The sequence below is a fragment of the Enterococcus sp. AZ095a genome (assembly GCF_050546735.1).
Taxonomy (GTDB): Bacteria; Bacillota; Bacilli; order Lactobacillales; family Enterococcaceae; genus Enterococcus_D; species Enterococcus_D entomosocium.
In genome coordinates, this window is the sequence record NZ_CP172953.1 from 1,237,853 (window position 1) to 1,256,505 (window position 18,653).

An 18,653-nucleotide genomic window follows, 5' to 3' on the forward strand; every position below is an offset into this window, starting at 1 on the left:
CTTGCGTGTTTTCAAGTAGAGGAGATGAAGGAATGACAGATGTCAAAAAAATGACCGAATTTGGTTCGCAAGAAGTACTGGAATTGGTTTCTTATGCCTTTCAGTGGGAATTGAATGAAACAAATATCAAGCGCTATCGCAAGCTTGCGGAAAATTCTTGGAATTATGGTTCCTACGATGGGGATGGAAAATTGGCGAGCCAAATCATGGCAACGATTTTTGATGTGAACTTTCATGGAACGAGTTATCCGATGGCAGGGATCGGTTTTGTGGCTTCGTATCCAGAGTATCGCAGCCAAGGTCGGATCGATCGGATCATGAAACAAATCATTAAGGACTGCTATGAACAAAAAATCGTTCTTTCCTATCTGGCACCTTTCTCCTTTGCTTTTTATCGTAGATATGGGTATGAGTATACTTTTGAACGGACGGTTTATGAAGTCGATGCGCATCAATGGCCCGATGGCAAGAAAGTAAATGGAACGATTCAACGCATGAATTGGGAGGAAGCACAGCCGATCATTCACGAGATTTATCATCAATTGCCGCGCCATCAAAAGGGCGGACTGATTCGCCAACCCTGGTGGGAAGAAATCAAGTTTGTTTTGCGCCGACCGTATACGTTTGCGATTTATCGCAATGAAGCAGGGGTCCCTGAAGGCTACTTGATTTACTTTATCGAGGGAGGACGTTTCGATATTCAAGAGTGGGGCTATTTGACTGCGAATGCTTACCAAGGATTTAATCGGTTTATCGTCTCCCATGCAGATTCAGTAGCACAGATTAACTATCGACCAGGGTTTGATGGGGAAGTCCTACAAGCAAACGCGGCCAAACCATTGGCTCACTACCAAGTGCGCCCGGACATGATGGCGCGCGTCATCGATGTGGAAGGGTTTCTAAAAAGTTATCCATTCACATTGAAAAAAGCCGGCGGTTTTGCCATAGAAATTCAAGGGGATGAATATGCCCCATGGAATAATGGGTGTTATGAAGTGACAATCGAAAACGCTCAGCATCAGGTCACGAAAACGACGGCCACCAAGCTGCCAAAAGCAACCTTGTCGATTCAGCGTTTTGTGCAGCTGTTCTTGCAGGCACAATCCCTCGATTCTCTGGTCTTTTTCCAGCAAATGGAAACGGAGAAGGAAGCTGCAGTGATGATTCAGGAAAACTTACCAGACGGAAAGCCGATTCTGGAAGATTATTTCTAAGCAAATCGAGGCAGAGGTATTTACTTTCCAACAAAAAAAGATTCCTTAAAAATAAGGAATCTTTTTCTTCAAAAAACGTTCCCTGCCGGAATCGAACCAGCAACTAATCCTTAGGAGGGACTTGTTATATCCATTTAACTAAGGGAACACAATAGCTATATTTTACCTGTTATTCGTGTTTCTCGCAAGATGAGAAGGAAAAGAAAGGAAGAAAAACATGGTCAAACGATTGATAAGTGCAAACTATAGTGAAATCAAAGAAATGTCGGCGCAAGAATTGAAACAATCCATTAAAGCGAGCGAAGGACGAGTAATCGTCTGTGAAACGGTGGTTCAAACCATGCCGCAAGCTGGCGATATCACCAACGCAGAAGTCGCGGCAGCTTTTGGGGCTGACTTAATTTTGTTGAATGGGTTTGATTGTTATCGCCCAGCTATTTTTGGGATGCCTGGTATCACATTGGAGCAGCTGCTTGATCCTAAACAACCGATTGAAAACCCGATTCCTCAACTAAAACAACTGATTGGACGACCTGTCGGCATCAATCTTGAGCCGATCCCAGCTACGACGGAGATGATGAGTGAAAAGATCAGCATCAGTCAAGGCCGAACAAGTTCGGTTGACACCATCAAAAAAGCCCAAGAACTCGGGGTGGACTTTCTCTGCTTTACAGGCAATCCTGGAACAGGTGTGACCAACCGAGAAATCGCTAAAGCAGTAAAATTGGCAAAAGAACATTTCTCTGGGTTGATCATCGCTGGAAAAATGCACAGTGCCGGCTCAGATGAGCCTGTGGTTGATCGAGAAGCCATCATTTCTTACGCTGAAGCTGGGGCAGATATTTTGTTACTGCCTTCCGTTGGCTCGATTCAAGGCTTTCTAGAAAAGGATCTGATTGAAGCTGTTCAAATTGCCAAACAATATGACTTATTGACGATGTCAGCGATCGGAACGAGTCAAGAAAGCGCACGTCCAGAAACGTTGCGGCAATTAGCCATTATCAACAAAACCTGTGGGGTCGATCTGCAGCATATCGGTGATGCCGGCTATGGCGGCATGGCACCGACCGAAAATATTTTTGAAACATCGGTTGCGATTAGAGGCATGCGCCATACGATCAATCGTGTTGGGCGTTCAATCAACCGTTAAATCAGAAAAAAATACTAGCGAAGGAAAGCGAAGAATCGTTCTGCTTCGCTTTTTGCATTTTTTTCGCTAAGTTAGAAAGAAAGGAGGGAACACAAAATGAAACAAGCATTGATCATTTATGGAGGTTGGGAAGGACACGCCCCAAAAGAGACCAGTCAGTTTTACCAAACGTTGCTGGAGTCAGAAGGATATCAGGTGACACTCGCCTCAGATTTTGAACCTCTCTATCATAAAGAAGAATTAAAAAGGCTGGATCTGTTGATCATGAATTGGACGCGAGGAGAATTGCCTGATGAGCCGCTTCAAAATGTCACTCAGGCTGTAGCAGAAGGATTAGGATTAGCAGGAGTTCATGGCGGCTTTGCTTCGGCTTTTCAAGCCAGTAAAGGCTGGTTGTTTCTGACTGGTGGCTGTTTTTTGGCACATCCTGGTGGCTTGGAAACGACCTATAGCATCGATCTTACGACAAATCACTATATTACGGCAAATACGCAATCGATCCCTCAGTTGACGACGGAGCAATACTATTGTCTGGTTGATCCAGCCGTCACTGTGTTAGCTACCTCAACATTTGCCGCTAAAGATCATCCGAATGCAGCTAACCAAGAAGTCATACTGCCAATGATGTGGATCAAAAAATGGGGCAAGGGTAGAGTCTTTTTCCAATCTGTTGGACACAGTCTAAAAGAGCTGAAAGAGCCGACCATTCAGACTTGGACCAAGCGAGGCTTTCTATGGGCCACCAGAAAAACATTGACAGATCCGTTGAAGAATAGTCGGTATAGTGAGTCATCAGAAAAACGAATGAGGAAATAAAATCGTGCAATCGTTTTACTTTGTGGAAGAAAATAAGCATGGTACACTTTATTTGTATTTGATTAAGCAGGAGGTAATGTGGAATGGGAAAATTTGGAAAAAGTTTTTTATCGCAGGTAATATCTGACGGAATCAAAGGACCATTTGTCACGATCATGCTCAATACGCATGTCGGCCACCAGAATGTCGAAAAGGATCAAATCAAATTTAAGAACTTTGCCAAAGATGCGAAGCGCCGCTTTGAAAAGAAATACCCAGAACATTATTGGGATCTTTTTCAAACGAAAGTTGATGAACTGCTTGCAGATCAATCATTTTGGCGCAACAGTACAACAAGTGTGGCGGTGATTATCACCCCAGAAGAGGTACTGGTCCATCGGTTAAGTATTCGTGTGGATGATCAATATTACGTAGGGGAAACCCCTTATGTATTAGCTGTCATCAAAAATGCACAATTTAATTACCCATTTTATCTCTTAGCGTTGAATCGCGATTCAATGCAAGTCTATCAAGTTGAAAACAATCAAGTGCGTGAAGTCGAGTTGCCAGAAGAGGCACCGACGACGATTGAAAAAGCGCTGGGGGAAGAAGTCACTGGTGGTGGTAACTTTAATTACAGTGCTCAAGGTGGCCCTAACTCAGGGGGAGAAGGCGTTGCTTATCACGGCTTTAGTGCCAAAGATGAAGAAGTCGAGATCGATCACGTCAACTACTACCAAGCAGTTGATGCATTTTTCAAGAATGATTTTTCAAATGAAGAGCATTTACCAATGTATCTGTTTGCATTACCAGAAAATCAAACGCTGTTTAAAAAAGTGGCAAAAACGAACTTTTTCAAAGCAGAACCAAGTATTTCCTCTTCCCCAGCATCGTTATCCTTGAAAGAGATCCAAACGTGTACGCATAAGTTGATTGCAGAGTTGACACAAAAAGAAGTTGGGGAATACGGCAAGCTGTTGGATCGAAAATTTATTGACCAATTGGTTGATATCGTGCCTGCAGCCAAAGAAGGCCGGATTGCCTATCTGTTTGTGGCTACCTCAAATCTCGCCGATGGTTTTGGAGAAGATCCTGATACAGAGTACGATCGGCGGCAAGTGTTAAATACACTGGCAATCGATGTTTTAGAGAACGGCGGTGAGGTATCTATCTTGGAACAAAAAGATGCCCCTGGAGAAAAAAGTTTGACGGCGATTTTGCGCTACTAAACGCAGTTGCGTCGTTAGCCAATAAATCGTTTCCAAAAAAGAGAAGGCTGTTGCAGATCTTTAATGCAGCAGTCTTTTTGCGAATTATAAAAAAATAAAGGCGTTTTCATTTTTTTTGATTTTCTATTAGTCATAATGAAGATAATGTGCTATAATACAAAGTGTAGTTTTTGTTACGGTAAATTATGGTAGCTTGTTTCATCTTAAACATCTTCCACATTTTCACCTTATACAAGTAATTGCAAAATATGTGTATAAACACAAGGAGGATTTTTATTATGGAAACAGGTACAGTTAAATGGTTTAACTCAGACAAAGGTTTTGGATTCATCACTGCAGAAAACGGTAACGATGTATTCGTTCATTTCTCAGCTATCCAAGGCGAAGGCTTCAAAACTTTAGAAGAAGGTCAAGCAGTGACTTTCGATATCGAAGACGGACAACGTGGCCCTCAAGCGACTAACGTTAACAAAGCATAATTAGTGAATGCCTTTTAAGAGCAGCTTAGCTGCTCTTTTTTTGTGCGCGAGATAGTTGCTTGCAGACAAAGGAGTTGTTATACTCTTAAAAAAAGGAGGCACATTTATGGGATTGAATGAATTTATTCTCGGATTGGCTAATTTAGAGAAGATCCAACGAGCGCCGGGTTTTTTTAAGTTTACTGAGCACAGTGTAGCTGCTCATTCATTTCGAGTAACGATGATTGCCCAGACCTTAGCTGATATCGAAGAAAAGGCGGGGAATCAAGTCAATTGGCAAATTCTCTACGAAAAAGCCTTGAATCATGATTACACTGAACGTTTCATCGGTGATATCAAAACGCCGGTCAAATATGCGAACAAAGAATTGCGGGCAATGTTATCAACCGTTGAAGAAAAAATGACCGATGCTTTCATCGAAGAAGAAATTCCAGGAAGCTTTCAAGCAACGTATCGCAGACGCTTAGCGGATGGCAAAGACAACAGCCTTGAAGGGCAGCTATTAGCAATTGCGGATAAGATCGATCTTTTGTATGAATCTTTTGAAGAGATCTCAAAAAGCAACCCAGATAAAGTATACAAAGAAATGTTTCGAGAGGCCGTTTTAACCGTCAAAGAGTTTCAGCATCGTCCGTGTGTCACTTATTTCTTTGAAGCCATTTTTCCAGAGTTACTAAATGCAGATTTTTATGGCAAGACTGCTTTTCTAGAAGAAATCGCGGCTTTGGTGGAAAAATAACCCAAACGAAAAAACGAAAAATCAAGAAATGATCCATCTCAAGGGCTTCAATGAAACAAGTGAGGGGATCAGGTTTGATTTTTCGTTTTTTGTTGGATTAAAGCAAAGATTCTGCTCCATCAATATAGACTTCCGTTCCAGAAATATTGCCGGCAGCCTCTGAAGATAGAAAAAGCACAAGGTTGGCGACTTGTTCTGGCACGCCTGTTTCTTGCTTTAATGGTCGAGAACGTTCTGGATATTTGACGGGGATCTCAACGCGAGCAACCTCTTCTTCAATTTCTGTGCTGGCATCGATATTCGTCGCGATCGCCCCAGGGCAGATGGCATTGACCCGAATATTATAACCAGAAAGTTCCAGCGCAGCCATTTTTGTAAAGGCGACTTGACCTGCCTTAGACGTACTGTAAGCAGTCGCACCAAAATTGCTGAAGATGCGGTTTCCATTGACTGAACTCGTAATGACAATGCTGCCACCGTTCGTTTTCATAAAGGGAATGGCTGCTTTGACGGTAATAAAGGTACTACGTAAGTTTGTGTTGATCGTCTGATCCCATTCTGCCACTGTCAGCTCTTCGATCGGTGTCCAGGTACCGTTGATGCCGGCATTGACATGGAGTACATCGAGACCGCCTAGTTCTTCTACAAGACCACTCATTGCTTCTTGCAGCTTATCCGCTTCAGTGACGTCAACAGCTCGATAATGGGCTTGTGCTTGATAGTCAGCAAGAAACTCCTGCAGCTCTTCTTCGTTGCGATCAATTAACCCAACAAGTGCGCCCTGTGCTAGAAATTGTTCTGCCACCGCTTTTCCAATCCCTGAAGCAGCCCCCGTTACAATCACTCGTTTGTTTTTGAAATCATTCATTTTTTTCGCCTCCTTACAGTAAATTATAAAAAAGATCCCTTTTTTTGTCGAAAAAAGCGATCAGCGAACAGCAACAAACTTCTTCAGCTAGGAAACGCCAATGGTTGGTTTTCTAATTTTACCTCCCGAGAACCCTCTTATCTAGTGGGAAAACAGATGTAATCGCCATTGATTTTGTAGTATAATGCAGACAGTGTGCAAGGAGGAATACAATGAAACCCATATACGCTGTGGTGGATCTTGAAACAACAGGAACCGATTCGACGATTGATCGAATTATTCAATTTGGCTGTGTCTTAGTCCAAGATGGCAAGATCATCAATCGTTTTGCCGCAGATATCAACCCTGACCGCAGAATTTCTAAGCAAATTCAACGATTGACACACATCACAAACCAACAAGTAAGCAAAGCGCCATATTTCGAAGACGTAGCTGATACGATCTATAACTTACTCAGCAACACGATTTTTGTGGCGCATAATATTTATTTTGATTATCATTTTTTAAGCAATGAATTTGTGCGTTGCGGGCTACCGCCTTTATCACTTCCCGGAATCGATACGGTGGAATTGGCGCAAGTGTTTCTACCAACAGAAAGCAGCTTTCGTTTAGGCGATCTGGCAGATAGCATCGGCTTTCGTCATGATAACCCGCATCAAGCTGATAGTGATGCAGAAGTGACCGCAGCTTTATTTTTGTATATCGAAGCGATCATGCGAGAACTGCCCCGAACGACCCTTAAACAAATTGCGCTTTTAAGCGGTCAAATGGGCATGCAAACGAGTGACTATATCCATGGAATCTTAAAAGAAAAAGGCCCAGAGTTGGCAGAAGATTTAGAAGTGATCGACGGTATCGTCTTGCGGAAAAAGACCGTCCCGCTTTTTGAATCTACGCATTTTCAAGAAACGTATCCGAAAGTTAAAACGGAAAAAGAACAGCGCTTTGGCCAGCACTTAGTCTATCGGAAACAACAAGCACGCTTGATGAATGCAGTGTATACGCATTACACCCAGCCAGAGAAAAATCTGATCATTGAAGCAGAAACAGGCATGGGGAAAACCATTGGTTACTTGTTTCCAGCCGCCTATTTAGTGACACCAGAAAATCCGTTGATCGTTAGTACCTCTTCAATTCTATTGCAAAATCAAATCATCAACAAAGACATTCCTTTGGTAAACCAAGTACTGCAGCAACCTTTGCAAGCAGTTTTGGTCAAAAGTCATCGTCATTACATTGATTTGCAGCGTTTTAAAGCGACCCTTGATCAACCGATAGAGCAAAAGCAATATGCGCAATACCAAATGGGGATCTTAGTTTGGCTGACTAAAACAGAAACGGGGGATTTCGATGAATTGAACTTGGTTCGACTTGATCATCCTTTATTTACCGACATCCGCCATCGCGGCGTTGCTTTTTTAGCCAAAGATCAACCCTTCTATGAACAAGATTTTGTTCGACATTTATATAAGCGGATGGCGCAAAGCAATGTTTTGATCGTCAACCATGCCTTTTTGATGCAGGAAAACCGGCGAGCGCAGCCACTGTTGCCAACGAGTGATTACTTATTGATTGATGAAGCCCAACAGTTGCCGCAGCAAGCAGAAGGCTTTAGTCAACATGTCTTTGACTCTGCTCACTTCAAGCGGCAGTTTTTACAGCTAAATGAAGAAGGGCTATTTGAAGAAATTGCCCAAATCATTACCGAGGATGACTTTCTGCAACGGATGTTCTCGTTGTATCGAAACGCGTTGTCGATCTTGGTCGAAACACAAGAACAGTATTTTCGCAGTTTGTCGATCGATGCGCCAGAGCTACAAGTCGTGCACCATGACGACCTTTATGATGGCACGTTAGAACAAGACAAGCTGCATCAGAAATTGAGCCTTTACTATCAAGAAATCAATGAGATCCAACAACAGTTGCGTCAGCGATTCGAGTTGACCAATGATCGGTGGTATGCAAGACAACGAATCGTGATTGCTCGTTTGTTTGATTTCTTTGGTCAAATGGAAACCCAGGAACAAACGGTGACCGCATGGTTGACTTGGTGGCATCCTCGTTACGTTCATTGGTTGAAAAAGCATCCCCAGTCAGGAAATGCTGTGATTGAATTAGCTGATCTAGAAGGGCATTCGATCGTGGAAAGCACGTGGTATCAACGCTATCAGCACATCATTTATCTTGGGGGGACATTGAAGATTCCAGGAAATAAAGAATATTTTGCCCATCAGATTGGCTTGACCGATGTGCCAGTTAAAACGATTCCCGCTTTTTATGACTACAGCAAACAAACTCGACTCTATGTAGTTAAAAAAGGACTCTCGATCCAACAAGCATCAGCTGCCGAATACGCGGATTATTTAGTCGAAGCGTTAGTCCCAATTTTGTTTGACAATCCGCAACCAGCGCTTGTGTTGTTTACGGCGCACGAAACTTTGAAAAATGTCTATGATCGATTGAATAAAAAAGCCCTGCATTATGGCAGAGAAATCGTTGCTCAAGGAACTGGCGGAACCCGTGAGAAAATTTTAAAGAAATTTTTATTAGCGGAAAATGGCATCTTATTAGGGACTAGCAGTTTTTGGGAAGGGGTCGACCTACCAGGTCAGGCCTTGAAGATCGCTGTGGTGACTCGCTTACCTTTTGAGAATCCTAAGCAACCAATGGTCCAAGCACGGCATGCCTTCTTGGAAGCAGAAGGCATCGATTCTTTCAAAGAAGATGCCTTACCTAAAGCGATTCTACGGCTACGCCAAGCGTTGGGGCGCTTGATCCGTTCTGAAGAGGATACAGGCGTGATGGTCGTCCTTGATCGACGCTTGTTATCAACGAAGTATGGCAAACGGATGGTCAAAGGTCTACCTAAAAACTTACCTCTGATTGAAGCTAGTCCAACCGAAATTGCCGAAGATATTCAACATTTTTTTGCGCAAGAGGAAAAAGCGGCGGTTGATTTTGAAAAATGAGTCGAACATCTGATATAATGAGTTTTATTTAAGATTGGAGTACGAAGTGTGAAAACAAAAGACAAAGAACATCGGCGAGTGATTATTTTGCTGAGTGCGATCACGGTTTTACTGGTCGTTATTCTCTTCGCTTCTATTTTCTATCTCCGTTCTTCTCGTCCAATGCGGCAAGCAAGAAACGAAGCGATCGAAATAGCAGAAAGATACACCGATTTAGCAGAGGTCGAACAATTTTATTGGTTCACCCGTGAGGAAACATCTTTTAGCATTGTTGGAAAAGATACGAATAACAATGAGATCGTCGTGATCATTCCTAAAAGCGGCGAAAAGGTTTCCGTTTTTAATCAAGGGGATGGATTGACGGAAGCACAGGCCAAGGCCTTCGTTCGCGACAACCATCAAGGGCAGGAAATCCAAAAAGCAGCATTGGGTATTTTTAAAGGCGAGCCCGCTTGGGAAGTCATGACTAAAGACGACCAAGGCCGCTTGAACTATTATTTGATTGGTTTCAAAGATGGAGAAGAAATCAAAGCGGTCACTGAACTATAAAAAGGCGCTTTTGATAGACAGAAATTTGGATCGTAGGAAGGATGATAAACATGGTACTTTCAAAAAGAGCAGAAAAATTAGAACCCTCCGCTACGTTAGCGGCATCTGCTAAGGCAAAAGCATTAGCAGACCAAGGTGTAGACGTATTAAGTCTAACCGTCGGTGAGCCCGACTTTATTACCCCGAAGAACATTCGCCAAGCAGCGATTGCAGCGATTGAGAGCGGCAAAGCTAGTTTTTATACAGCAACTGCTGGGATTCCAGAGCTAAAACAGGCGATTCTTGCTTATATGAAAGAGTTTTATGGTGCTGACTATGATTCAAACCAAGTGATCGTGACAGATGGCGCGAAATTTGCTTTGTATACGTTGTTTCAAGCGCTTCTTGATGAAGAGGATGAAGTACTTATTCCAGTTCCTTACTGGGTCAGTTATGCGGAACAAGTCCGTTTAGCAGAAGGGACACCTGTGTTTGTTGAAGCTAAGCAATCAGCAGATTTTAAAGTTTCTGTTGCTCAATTAGAAGCCGCTCGTACAGAGCAAACGAAAGCCATCATTTTAAACTCGCCTGCCAACCCAACAGGGGCGATATACTCAAAAGAAGAATTAACGGCAATCGGCAACTGGGCAGTGGAAAATAATATTTGGATCATAGCGGATGATATCTATGGTCGTTTGGTTTATAACGGCAATACCTTTACATCAATCGCTAGTCTATCAGAAGAGATCCGCAAACAAACCATCGTGATCAACGGCGTTTCTAAAACCTATTCTATGACTGGGTGGCGGATCGGATTTGCTGTCGGCGATGCAAAAATCATCAAAGCGATGGTCGATATCGCTTCCCAAGCTACCAGCAACCCGCCGGCTGCTAGCCAATACGCTGCAGTTGAGGCACTGACTGGTAATCAAGAATCGATCGAAGTGATGCGTCAGGCCTTCGAAGAACGCTTGAACAAACTATATCCGCTAATTGCCGCTATTCCTGGTTTTCAGGTGACGAAACCCCAAGGCGCGTTTTACTTGTTCCCAAATGTCAAAGAAGCCATGACAATGTGCGGCTATCAAACCATTGATGCCTTCGTAGAAGCTTTACTAATGGAAGCCCACGTGGCAGTAGTGACTGGTGCTGGTTTTGGCACACCGGATTATTTACGAATCAGCTATGCAACTGATTGGGACACGTTAGCGGAAGCTACCAAACGAATCCATGATTTTGTTGAAAAGAAGCGCCAAAAAGCTTAAAATGCTCTATGGTGCCTTTATTAATTAGATAGGAGAGAATCAAGTGGAATCTATTCAAATTTTAGATGCAAAAAAACACGTTGGCGAAACCGTTCAAATCGGCGCATGGGTTGCTAACAAACGTTCCAGCGGCAAGATCGCCTTCTTACAACTTCGCGACGGAACAGCGTATTTCCAAGGAATCGTTGTGAAAAGTGAAGTAGGGGAAGAAGTTTTCCAATTAGCGAAAAATTTAAATCAGGAAACTGCCGTACTGGTCACTGGGGAAATCAGGGAAGACAGCCGCTCAAAATTTGGCTATGAAATTGGCATTTCTGGTTTAGAAGTTGTCGGTGAAAGCCACGATTACCCAATTACACCAAAAGAACACGGAACAGATTTCTTAATGGACCATCGTCACTTATGGTTGCGTTCTTCAAAACAACATGCCATCATGCAAATCCGAAACGAAATCATTCGGGCAACATATGAATTCTTCAACAAGAATGGCTTTATCAAAATCGATCCACCGATCCTAACCGGATCAGCACCAGAAGGAACGACCGATTTATTTGAAACCAACTATTTCGATCAAAAAGCATATCTATCTCAGTCCGGTCAATTGTACATGGAAGCTGCCGCTATGGCGTTTGGCAAAGTCTTTTCTTTTGGACCAACTTTCCGTGCCGAAAAATCAAAGACACGTCGTCACTTGATTGAATTTTGGATGATTGAACCAGAAATGGCCTTTATGCACCAAGAAGAAAGTTTAGAAGTCCAAGAGCAGTACGTGGCATTCTTAGTGCAAAATGTGCTCGATAACTGTGACTATGCGTTAGACGTCTTAGGTCGTGACCGTGAAGTCTTGAAAAAATACACCAAATTACCATTCCCACGAATCTCTTACGATGATGCAGTGGAATTATTACAAAAGAACGGCTTTGATGATATTCAATGGGGCGATGACTTTGGCTCACCACATGAGACCTTTATTGCCAATTCATTCGATCAGCCCGTCTTTATCTTAAACTATCCAAAAGCCATCAAACCTTTCTATATGAAGCCACATCCAACGAGAGAAGATGTCGTGATCTGTGCCGATATGATCGCACCAGAAGGCTATGGCGAGATCATAGGTGGATCTGAACGTGCCATTGATCATGAATACCTCCTAGAGCAAATCCGCGCCCACGGCTTGGACGAAAACGAATACTCATGGTATTTAGACCTACGCAAGTACGGTTCAGTCCCTCACACCGGCTTTGGTCTTGGACTAGAACGGACCGTTACCTGGTTATCAGGAATCGAGCACGTAAGAGAATCCATTCCGTTTCCACGGTTGTTGAATCGGATTTATCCGTAAAAAAGAAAAAAACGACGAGTATAACATAAAATGTTTAAGCAGTTTAATAGTTGAACAAAGCATCAAAATCAATATTAATTGTTCGTTAAATTTTGCTTGTAATCCATCATTAATTTAGAAATAGTAGTTTTTTTAAATTCAAAAGACGACATCAAATTCCAAATGTTTGGAAATTAATGTCGTCTTTTTACTTATATCACAAGCTCTTTTTTGAGAAAAATCGTCTGAATAGAAACCTCTCGATCACTCTTTATCTTTCGTTTTGTGCAGTATTCTGCTTTGTGTGAGTTTCCAGATGCTGTATAAAATAAGAGCAATGAAGGCTAATCCTTTGATATAAAGTGATTTAGTAAAGAAGATTGATGGCTGATATCCAATCACTAAGGTATTTTTGTCATGATTGTTCCTTAGTTTTAAGGCGCCAATATCAGATAGTTGGTAATCATCAGCAGTTAACTCTTTTCCATTTAAATTTAGTGTACTATTGTTATAAACAATTACTGGTAGTAAGATGTTTTTTTCCTCAGTTTGATTGCTATCCCAAGTGATTTTAAGTTTTGCATCATTCGTTACGGTCTTAGTAATCGCAAGATCGTTATGCAATACTTCATTTGAATAAGTTGAATAGCCATTGATCAAATTGGTCTTTGTAGGCAGATAATCAGGTGTAGGTTTCTGTGTAATTGTGAATGCCTGAGATAAGTCGGAACTGGTCAATCCTGTTCTTATTTTAATGGGATCAGACTCAATAGGTTGTGCTGCATTCGTATCACCGGAAAGAGGAGTATCAGAATTCCATCTTTGTGCTTGTTTATCTATTAGTTGCCAACCGCTTGTCGTACTGATCAATCCTAAAACGGCTAAACCAATCATTAAGGATTTCTTGGTTTCATCTTTGTTGAGATAATGACGCAAGTGGTTCATTGAATAACCGAATCCGAGAATCAGCAATACACAGGTAATGCCTGAAAAGCGTCTCAAAAACTGAATACTCAGTAGAGCAGGTATCTGTTCAGTGAGATGATTCCAAGGAAAGTATTTTGAAGAAACAACTAAAAATATGAGTCCAGTGACATTGGTTATTTTGATCAGTGTTGACATATTTTTCCAATAGGCAACTGTTATAACCAGTTGAAAGATAAATATAAGCGAGAATATCAAGCCAAAATTATTATAGTTCATCGCACCTAAGGAGAGAAATGTTCCACCGTTATATAGTCCAGCGGCATTTAAAGGCATAATCAAAGTATCAGCATGCAAATCAAATATGGCAGCAAATGTATTCAAAGACAAACAAACAGCAATGAACACAGCAAGGATTGTCTGTTTAAACATTTGAATTTTTTGATCTGAGCGGATTAAACCGATGATATAAAAAGGTAAAATTGCTATACATGCTAGCAATGTGGTAAACATATGAACAGACAAAAGCAGGGCAAAAATACTCCCAAAAACAATAGGCTGAATTGGATATTCACGATTTTGTATCATGCGAAGAGCTGGAACAAAAGCTAGAGGTAAGAAAGCAGCCCCCATTCCAGAAAAACCTTGGGTCGTAGTCCACCAGACAATCAAAGGAGAACCCATATATATAACAGCACATAAAATAGCAATTTTATTGTTCAGTTTAGCAGATCGCGTAAGTATATACATCGAAGAGCCTGCGATGAAAAAACACAAAAAATTAAGAATTAATTCGAAATGATACCAATTCTTGACAACCGCCAAAATAAATCCGGCAAAGTAAGCAAAATCAGCTCCGTACATCGCGTTGATTACTCGACCGGATTGATTAAATCCAAATAAGGATTGGAAGTAGTTGAAATTACCAGTCTGGATTTGCATAGATGTATCATAATAGCGATTCATATGAAAAATCCAGTCATTGGCAACAATCAAGGATCGTTGGAAAAGTTGGGGTGAAATAAAAAATAAAGCAAGAATGGCAATAGCTAATAAACTAAAACCTGTTTTTTTATGAGTATTCATAATAAATTCCTTTCTGGTGCTTATAAAATTTCGTTGAAATAATATATTATCACATCAGTATAAAGGGAACAATGAAAAATAGCTAATATCATGCTGTGTCTAAACTATAGAATCAGAGAGAAAATATGACGGTTTTATTACAAATATTTTCTTTTGTGCGAATATCGGTTAAAATAAACGTTAGTGTGAAAAAGAGGGGAATTATGCAAATTCGTTCAGTGAAGTCATTATCAAAATCATTTTATCTGCATTGTGTCAGACAGGCCAGCAAATTTGCACGTCATCAACATGACCAAGTCGTTTTTATGTTGAGTTTTCCTAGTACAAGCGAGTATGTACTGGAAAAACTTTATGAAAGATACCAAGGAAGATTGGTTATTTGCTATACAAAAAATGCTCAAGGGATGGCAATAGATTACAAAAAAAAGGGGTGCCAAGTTTATCATCTCGATACCTTTGATGTGTTATTAAGAAAAATCGTGCCAATTTTGAAAAATAGCAAAGTGATTGTCTGTGATAATTATTTTGCTGTTCTAGGTGGAATTGATTTTTTAGAATCCACCAAAATCATTCAGATTTGGCATGCAAATGGGGCTATCAAAAAATTTGGTTTAGAAGCGAAATATGCGAAACACGCTACACAAATCGATCAAAAAAGATATCAAGAAGTCTATGCGCGGTATACACATTACGTTGTCAGTTCACAACACATGGCAGATATCTTTGCCAAAAGTTATCATACATCGATCGAGGTTCTACCTTTCGGCTATCCATTGACTGATCGTTACTTTGATCAAAAAATCAAAGAGCAAGTAGTAAAAAAATATCATAAAGATAATCCAGAGCAAAAGAAACTCGCTCTATATGTACCTACTTATCGAGAATATTACCAAGAAAATCCAATTGAGTTTGATTACATGCAACAATCACTGGGGGAAGGGTGGCATTTTATGATACATCCTCATCCTCATGATCATTTTTTGAAGAAAAAAATTGGCGATAACGGCAACCAAGCATCAAAATTAGATCATTGGCCGTTAAGCGACTTGCTCTTCGTAGCGGATTGTTTGATAACAGACTATTCTTCAGTACCCTTTGAATATTCATTAGCGAATCCAGCAGGAAAAACTATATATTTTTGCTATGATTTGAATGAGTATATTGAAACTGTGGGTGTGCAAGAATCTTTTGTAGAAGAAACATCCAAAAAAAGTGTTGACTCAAATGAAGCATTAGCTAGAGAAATATTGACAACAAGTCATGATGATAGCACAGAATTTAATAAGAAATGGAATGCATTCCCACAAGGTAATGCTGCCAAACAATTAATAGATTGGATCGATAAACAATATGCAAACTGATATAGTGATGGGAATACCTGTAGATGCATTGACGATGGAAGATATTGTAAAGGATGTACCAAATTATTTGTCTGAAGACAAAAAGATGACGCTGATCAGTGTCAATCCCCAAATTGTTACTGAAGCGGCAGGTTATCCTGAAATCGTAGCCTTTATTAAACAAAGTACCCATCGAATTCCGGATGGTATTGGTATTGTGCTGGTTTCAAAGCTGACAGGCGGTCCGATCAAAGAACGCGTTGCTGGATATGATTTAATGCTGGAAATGCTCGCATATGCCAATAGACATCAAAAATCGATTTTCTTGTACGGCGCCAAGCCGAATGTTTTAAAAGATACAGATAAGCATGTGAGAGAAATGTATCCTAATCTTCGGATTGTTGGTATGATTGACGGGTATGTAACATCAACAGATGAAGAAATCGTCAAGCAAATCAATGCAGTATCGCCTGATTTTCTTTTTGTTGCGTTAGGATTTCCACGACAAGAGCAATTTTTAGCAAAACATTTTCAAGATCTCAACGTACACATCTTTCAAGATGTAGGTGGAAGCTTTGATGTATTGAGTGGTCATGTAAAGCGTGCGCCTGACCTATTCATCAAGTGGCACTTGGAGTGGTTATACCGCTCGGTGAGTAACCCTACAAGGATTGGAAGAATGTTGCAATTACCTGTTTTTTTGGGGAAAAGTTTATACTGGAACTATCGAAATAAGACTATGAGGTGGACAAATGGGGATTAGATCATTTTTAGGGCGTGTTAAGCGAAAAATTACAGGAAATTCGACAGTAGTTGTTAAGAATAACACGGAAGAAACCAAAATTGATAGCAAAGAATTACGTAGTATTGTAATGGATCAAATTCTAAGCGACTATGTAATCAATAAAACAAGCAGCAAAGGAAATGCAGCTGGTAAAAGTGTCAATAATCAGTATGTTCTTAAACGAGGCGTTGATCAAATTGAATTCAATAATTCATTTTTTAAAATCGATGGCTATGCCTATTTCGAAACAGATGAGACTATTTCAGATGATTTGATACGTAAAAATTTGATTATTATCAACAAAGAGACCAATCAGGAATTTACGGTACCTTTGATCAATAAAAAAGCCAAAGAGGGAGAAAGTTGGGTAAAATACAGAGGCACGATCAATTTTTCTACATTTAGTGATGGCAAACCAATCGAAGTCGGTAATTACGAAATGTTGATAGAAGTTACACAATTTCTGCGGGATGCTGGTGGCTGGATAACCAAAAGAGACACTGTCGGAAAAGTTAAACATGCAACAAACGACATAATAGTTTCAACAAAAATGTACAGCTTTTCGGCACGCAGCAACAAAAAGTTCAGTCTGACGATCGTTCATCATTTTGCTGGGAGCTTTATCACGATCTTGTCCAAGAAACTCTCAGATATTGACCCGTTAGAATATTCTACAGAAGAAATAATCGTAGACGGCCCGCTATCTCGCGTGTTCAAACGGTATTTATTCTCCTTTTTCTATAAATATTATCATTTGAAACCTGTAAACAAGAAGAAGATTTCTTTTTTGTCTGATAGTAGGATCGATATTTCTGGAAATTTTGAGTATATCTATCGCAAACTTTTGGAAAAAAATTTGGATGTGGATATAAGATTTTACCTAAAATCAAGTATTAAAGAAAAGAAGTCTTTCTCAGAAATCAGACTTTTGGCAAAAGCAATTGCAACAAGTAAATACATCATCGTTGACGACTTTTATCCACTGATCTATCCTTTGAAGATTAGAGAAAAATCTGAATTGATTCAAGTATGGCATGCAGTTGGCGCATTTAAAACTTTCGGCTATAGCCGTGTTGGGATGCCAGGGGGGCCTAAACCAGATAGTGTCAACCATAAAAACTATACCCGGGCATTAGTTAGTTCTCATAATATCTCGGATAAGTATGCTGAGGGATTTGGTATCTCTATCAATAATATTTTACCGATCGGTATACCAAGAACAGATCTATTCTTTGATGAGGTTGAAAAAGCGGTCGTTATAGAGAAAGTTTATAATGAATTACCTTTTTTAAAAGGCAAAAAAGTGATTCTATTTGCACCAACGTTCAGAGGAAATGGACAGCAATCAGCTTATTATCCCTATGAAATGATTGATTTCAAAAAGATTTATCGAGAATTTTCGGGTAAGGATTATGTTTTCTTATTAAAAATACATCCTTTTGTTCAAAATGATCCCAATATTCCATATAAATATACCGATTTCTTTTATGATGTGTCAACATATCGTGAAATTAATGATTTGTTATTGGTTACAGATATCTTGATCACCGACTATTCATCGGTATGTTTTGAATATGCATTACTAAATAAACAAATGATTTTCTTTAGTCCCGACCTAGCGGATTATATGAGTTCAAGAAACTTTTATTATGACTATTTGGACTTTATACCGGGATCTTTTGCAACCAATACCAATGAATTGATCACGCAAATTAGAGAGGAAAAAATCGATTACAAAAAAATTGATGACTTCGTTCATTATTTCTTTGACGATCTTGATGGCAAAGCAAGTGAACGCTTTGTTGATTATCTAATCAATGATTTCTATGAAGAAAATAAGACAGAAGAAGCAGTTGATTCAAGATATACAGCAGATGGGAAATTTATTCCTCATTGGGGAGAATCCACAAACAAAAAGAAACAAAAAATAAAAACAGAAGAAATCGACTAAGGTGAGGAGAA

At 40.3% G+C, this 18,653-nt stretch carries 15 protein-coding genes and 1 tRNA gene; 13 read left to right on the forward strand and 3 right to left on the reverse strand.

The window, feature by feature from the left end; genetic code table 11:
- Nucleotides 1–32 precede the first annotated feature (32 nt).
- The gene (locus tag IGJ26_RS05800; RefSeq protein WP_430599944.1) at nt 33–1,214 is read left to right on the forward strand and encodes a GNAT family N-acetyltransferase; all 1,182 of its coding nucleotides are present in this window, start codon (nt 33–35) and stop codon (nt 1,212–1,214) included.
- Between the two features lie 76 nt (nt 1,215–1,290).
- On the opposite strand, the gene IGJ26_RS05805 is transcribed toward IGJ26_RS05800, so the two are convergent.
- Nucleotides 1,291–1,362: transfer RNA gene (locus IGJ26_RS05805), tRNA-Arg, on the reverse strand.
- Nucleotides 1,363–1,431: 69 nt separating this feature from the next.
- On the opposite strand from IGJ26_RS05805, the gene IGJ26_RS05810 reads away from it, so the two are divergent.
- The 5 genes from IGJ26_RS05810 to IGJ26_RS05830 all read left to right on the forward strand — a co-directional run bounded on the left by IGJ26_RS05810 (nt 1,432) and on the right by IGJ26_RS05830 (nt 5,606).
- A complete protein-coding gene (locus tag IGJ26_RS05810; protein WP_016613182.1) occupies nt 1,432–2,364 on the forward strand; it encodes a hypothetical protein in 933 nt (310 codons plus the stop codon).
- 96 nt (nt 2,365–2,460) lie between these two features.
- Nucleotides 2,461–3,180: a ThuA domain-containing protein gene (locus IGJ26_RS05815; protein WP_430599945.1), complete on the forward strand. Its 720-nt coding sequence runs from the start codon at nt 2,461–2,463 to the stop codon at nt 3,178–3,180.
- 83 nt (nt 3,181–3,263) lie between these two features.
- Nucleotides 3,264–4,388: a hypothetical protein gene (locus IGJ26_RS05820; RefSeq protein WP_430599946.1), complete on the forward strand. Its 1,125-nt coding sequence runs from the start codon at nt 3,264–3,266 to the stop codon at nt 4,386–4,388.
- Nucleotides 4,389–4,666: 278 nt separating this feature from the next.
- Nucleotides 4,667–4,867, forward strand: coding sequence for a cold-shock protein (locus IGJ26_RS05825; RefSeq protein WP_003126918.1), 201 nt, complete (start codon nt 4,667–4,669; stop codon nt 4,865–4,867).
- A gap of 106 nt (nt 4,868–4,973) precedes the next feature.
- Nucleotides 4,974–5,606, forward strand: a complete 633-nt coding sequence (locus tag IGJ26_RS05830; RefSeq protein ID WP_008381147.1) for a YfbR-like 5'-deoxynucleotidase — start codon at nt 4,974–4,976, stop codon at nt 5,604–5,606.
- Nucleotides 5,607–5,703: 97 nt separating this feature from the next.
- Here the strand turns inward: IGJ26_RS05830 and IGJ26_RS05835 are convergent, their stop codons facing one another.
- On the reverse strand, nt 5,704–6,474 hold the full coding sequence (locus IGJ26_RS05835) for an SDR family oxidoreductase (RefSeq protein WP_005236936.1): 771 nt from the start codon (nt 6,472–6,474) through the stop codon (nt 5,704–5,706).
- Between the two features lie 212 nt (nt 6,475–6,686).
- Between IGJ26_RS05835 and IGJ26_RS05840 the strand changes: the two genes are divergently transcribed.
- Genes IGJ26_RS05840 through asnS form a run of 4 tightly spaced genes read left to right on the forward strand, consistent with a single transcriptional unit; the run spans nt 6,687 to nt 12,578 of the window.
- Nucleotides 6,687–9,443 (forward strand): helicase C-terminal domain-containing protein, encoded by a 2,757-nt coding sequence (locus tag IGJ26_RS05840; RefSeq protein WP_008381153.1) that lies wholly within the window; start codon nt 6,687–6,689, stop codon nt 9,441–9,443.
- 48 nt (nt 9,444–9,491) lie between these two features.
- Nucleotides 9,492–9,992: a DUF5590 domain-containing protein gene (locus IGJ26_RS05845; protein ID WP_005236934.1), complete on the forward strand. Its 501-nt coding sequence runs from the start codon at nt 9,492–9,494 to the stop codon at nt 9,990–9,992.
- A gap of 50 nt (nt 9,993–10,042) precedes the next feature.
- Nucleotides 10,043–11,236, forward strand: a complete 1,194-nt coding sequence (locus IGJ26_RS05850; protein WP_008381156.1) for a pyridoxal phosphate-dependent aminotransferase — start codon at nt 10,043–10,045, stop codon at nt 11,234–11,236.
- Nucleotides 11,237–11,279: 43 nt separating this feature from the next.
- Nucleotides 11,280–12,578 carry an asparagine--tRNA ligase gene (asnS, locus tag IGJ26_RS05855; RefSeq protein ID WP_005236932.1) on the forward strand — a complete coding sequence of 433 codons (1,299 nt, stop codon included), beginning with the start codon at nt 11,280–11,282 and terminating at the stop codon, nt 12,576–12,578.
- 243 nt (nt 12,579–12,821) lie between these two features.
- On the opposite strand, the gene IGJ26_RS05860 is transcribed toward asnS, so the two are convergent.
- Nucleotides 12,822–14,567, reverse strand: a complete 1,746-nt coding sequence (locus IGJ26_RS05860) for a hypothetical protein (RefSeq protein ID WP_430599947.1) — start codon at nt 14,565–14,567, stop codon at nt 12,822–12,824.
- A gap of 203 nt (nt 14,568–14,770) precedes the next feature.
- On the opposite strand from IGJ26_RS05860, the gene IGJ26_RS05865 reads away from it, so the two are divergent.
- The 3 genes from IGJ26_RS05865 to IGJ26_RS05875 are packed head-to-tail and all read left to right on the forward strand — an operon-like array spanning nt 14,771 to nt 18,642.
- The gene (locus IGJ26_RS05865) at nt 14,771–15,928 is read left to right on the forward strand and encodes a CDP-glycerol glycerophosphotransferase family protein (RefSeq protein ID WP_430599948.1); all 1,158 of its coding nucleotides are present in this window, start codon (nt 14,771–14,773) and stop codon (nt 15,926–15,928) included.
- Nucleotides 15,918–16,670: a WecB/TagA/CpsF family glycosyltransferase gene (locus tag IGJ26_RS05870; RefSeq protein ID WP_430599949.1), complete on the forward strand. Its 753-nt coding sequence runs from the start codon at nt 15,918–15,920 to the stop codon at nt 16,668–16,670. Before IGJ26_RS05865 ends, IGJ26_RS05870 begins: the two co-directional genes overlap by 11 nt.
- Nucleotides 16,660–18,642, forward strand: a complete 1,983-nt coding sequence (locus tag IGJ26_RS05875) for a CDP-glycerol glycerophosphotransferase family protein (RefSeq protein WP_430599950.1) — start codon at nt 16,660–16,662, stop codon at nt 18,640–18,642. The genes IGJ26_RS05870 and IGJ26_RS05875 overlap by 11 nt, the downstream gene beginning before the upstream one ends.
- The last annotated feature ends 11 nt before the right edge of the window (nt 18,643–18,653 follow it).

Excerpts from the sequence above, each read along its gene's own strand:
- IGJ26_RS05850 (WP_008381156.1), top strand. The coding sequence starts at position 10,043 with ATGGTACTTTCAAAAAGAGCAGAAAAATTAGAACCCTCCGCTACGTTA.
- IGJ26_RS05860 (WP_430599947.1), bottom strand. The coding sequence starts at position 14,567 with ATGAATACTCATAAAAAAACAGGTTTTAGTTTATTAGCTATTGCCATT.
- IGJ26_RS05810 (WP_016613182.1), top strand. The coding sequence starts at position 1,432 with ATGGTCAAACGATTGATAAGTGCAAACTATAGTGAAATCAAAGAAATG.
- IGJ26_RS05820 (WP_430599946.1), top strand. The coding sequence starts at position 3,264 with ATGGGAAAATTTGGAAAAAGTTTTTTATCGCAGGTAATATCTGACGGA.
- IGJ26_RS05875 (WP_430599950.1), top strand. The coding sequence starts at position 16,660 with ATGGGGATTAGATCATTTTTAGGGCGTGTTAAGCGAAAAATTACAGGA.
- IGJ26_RS05800 (WP_430599944.1), top strand. The coding sequence starts at position 33 with ATGACAGATGTCAAAAAAATGACCGAATTTGGTTCGCAAGAAGTACTG.
- IGJ26_RS05870 (WP_430599949.1), top strand. The coding sequence starts at position 15,918 with ATGCAAACTGATATAGTGATGGGAATACCTGTAGATGCATTGACGATG.
- IGJ26_RS05825 (WP_003126918.1), top strand. The coding sequence starts at position 4,667 with ATGGAAACAGGTACAGTTAAATGGTTTAACTCAGACAAAGGTTTTGGA.
- IGJ26_RS05840 (WP_008381153.1), top strand. The coding sequence starts at position 6,687 with ATGAAACCCATATACGCTGTGGTGGATCTTGAAACAACAGGAACCGAT.
- IGJ26_RS05815 (WP_430599945.1), top strand. The coding sequence starts at position 2,461 with ATGAAACAAGCATTGATCATTTATGGAGGTTGGGAAGGACACGCCCCA.
- IGJ26_RS05830 (WP_008381147.1), top strand. The coding sequence starts at position 4,974 with ATGGGATTGAATGAATTTATTCTCGGATTGGCTAATTTAGAGAAGATC.
- IGJ26_RS05835 (WP_005236936.1), bottom strand. The coding sequence starts at position 6,474 with ATGAATGATTTCAAAAACAAACGAGTGATTGTAACGGGGGCTGCTTCA.
- IGJ26_RS05865 (WP_430599948.1), top strand. The coding sequence starts at position 14,771 with ATGCAAATTCGTTCAGTGAAGTCATTATCAAAATCATTTTATCTGCAT.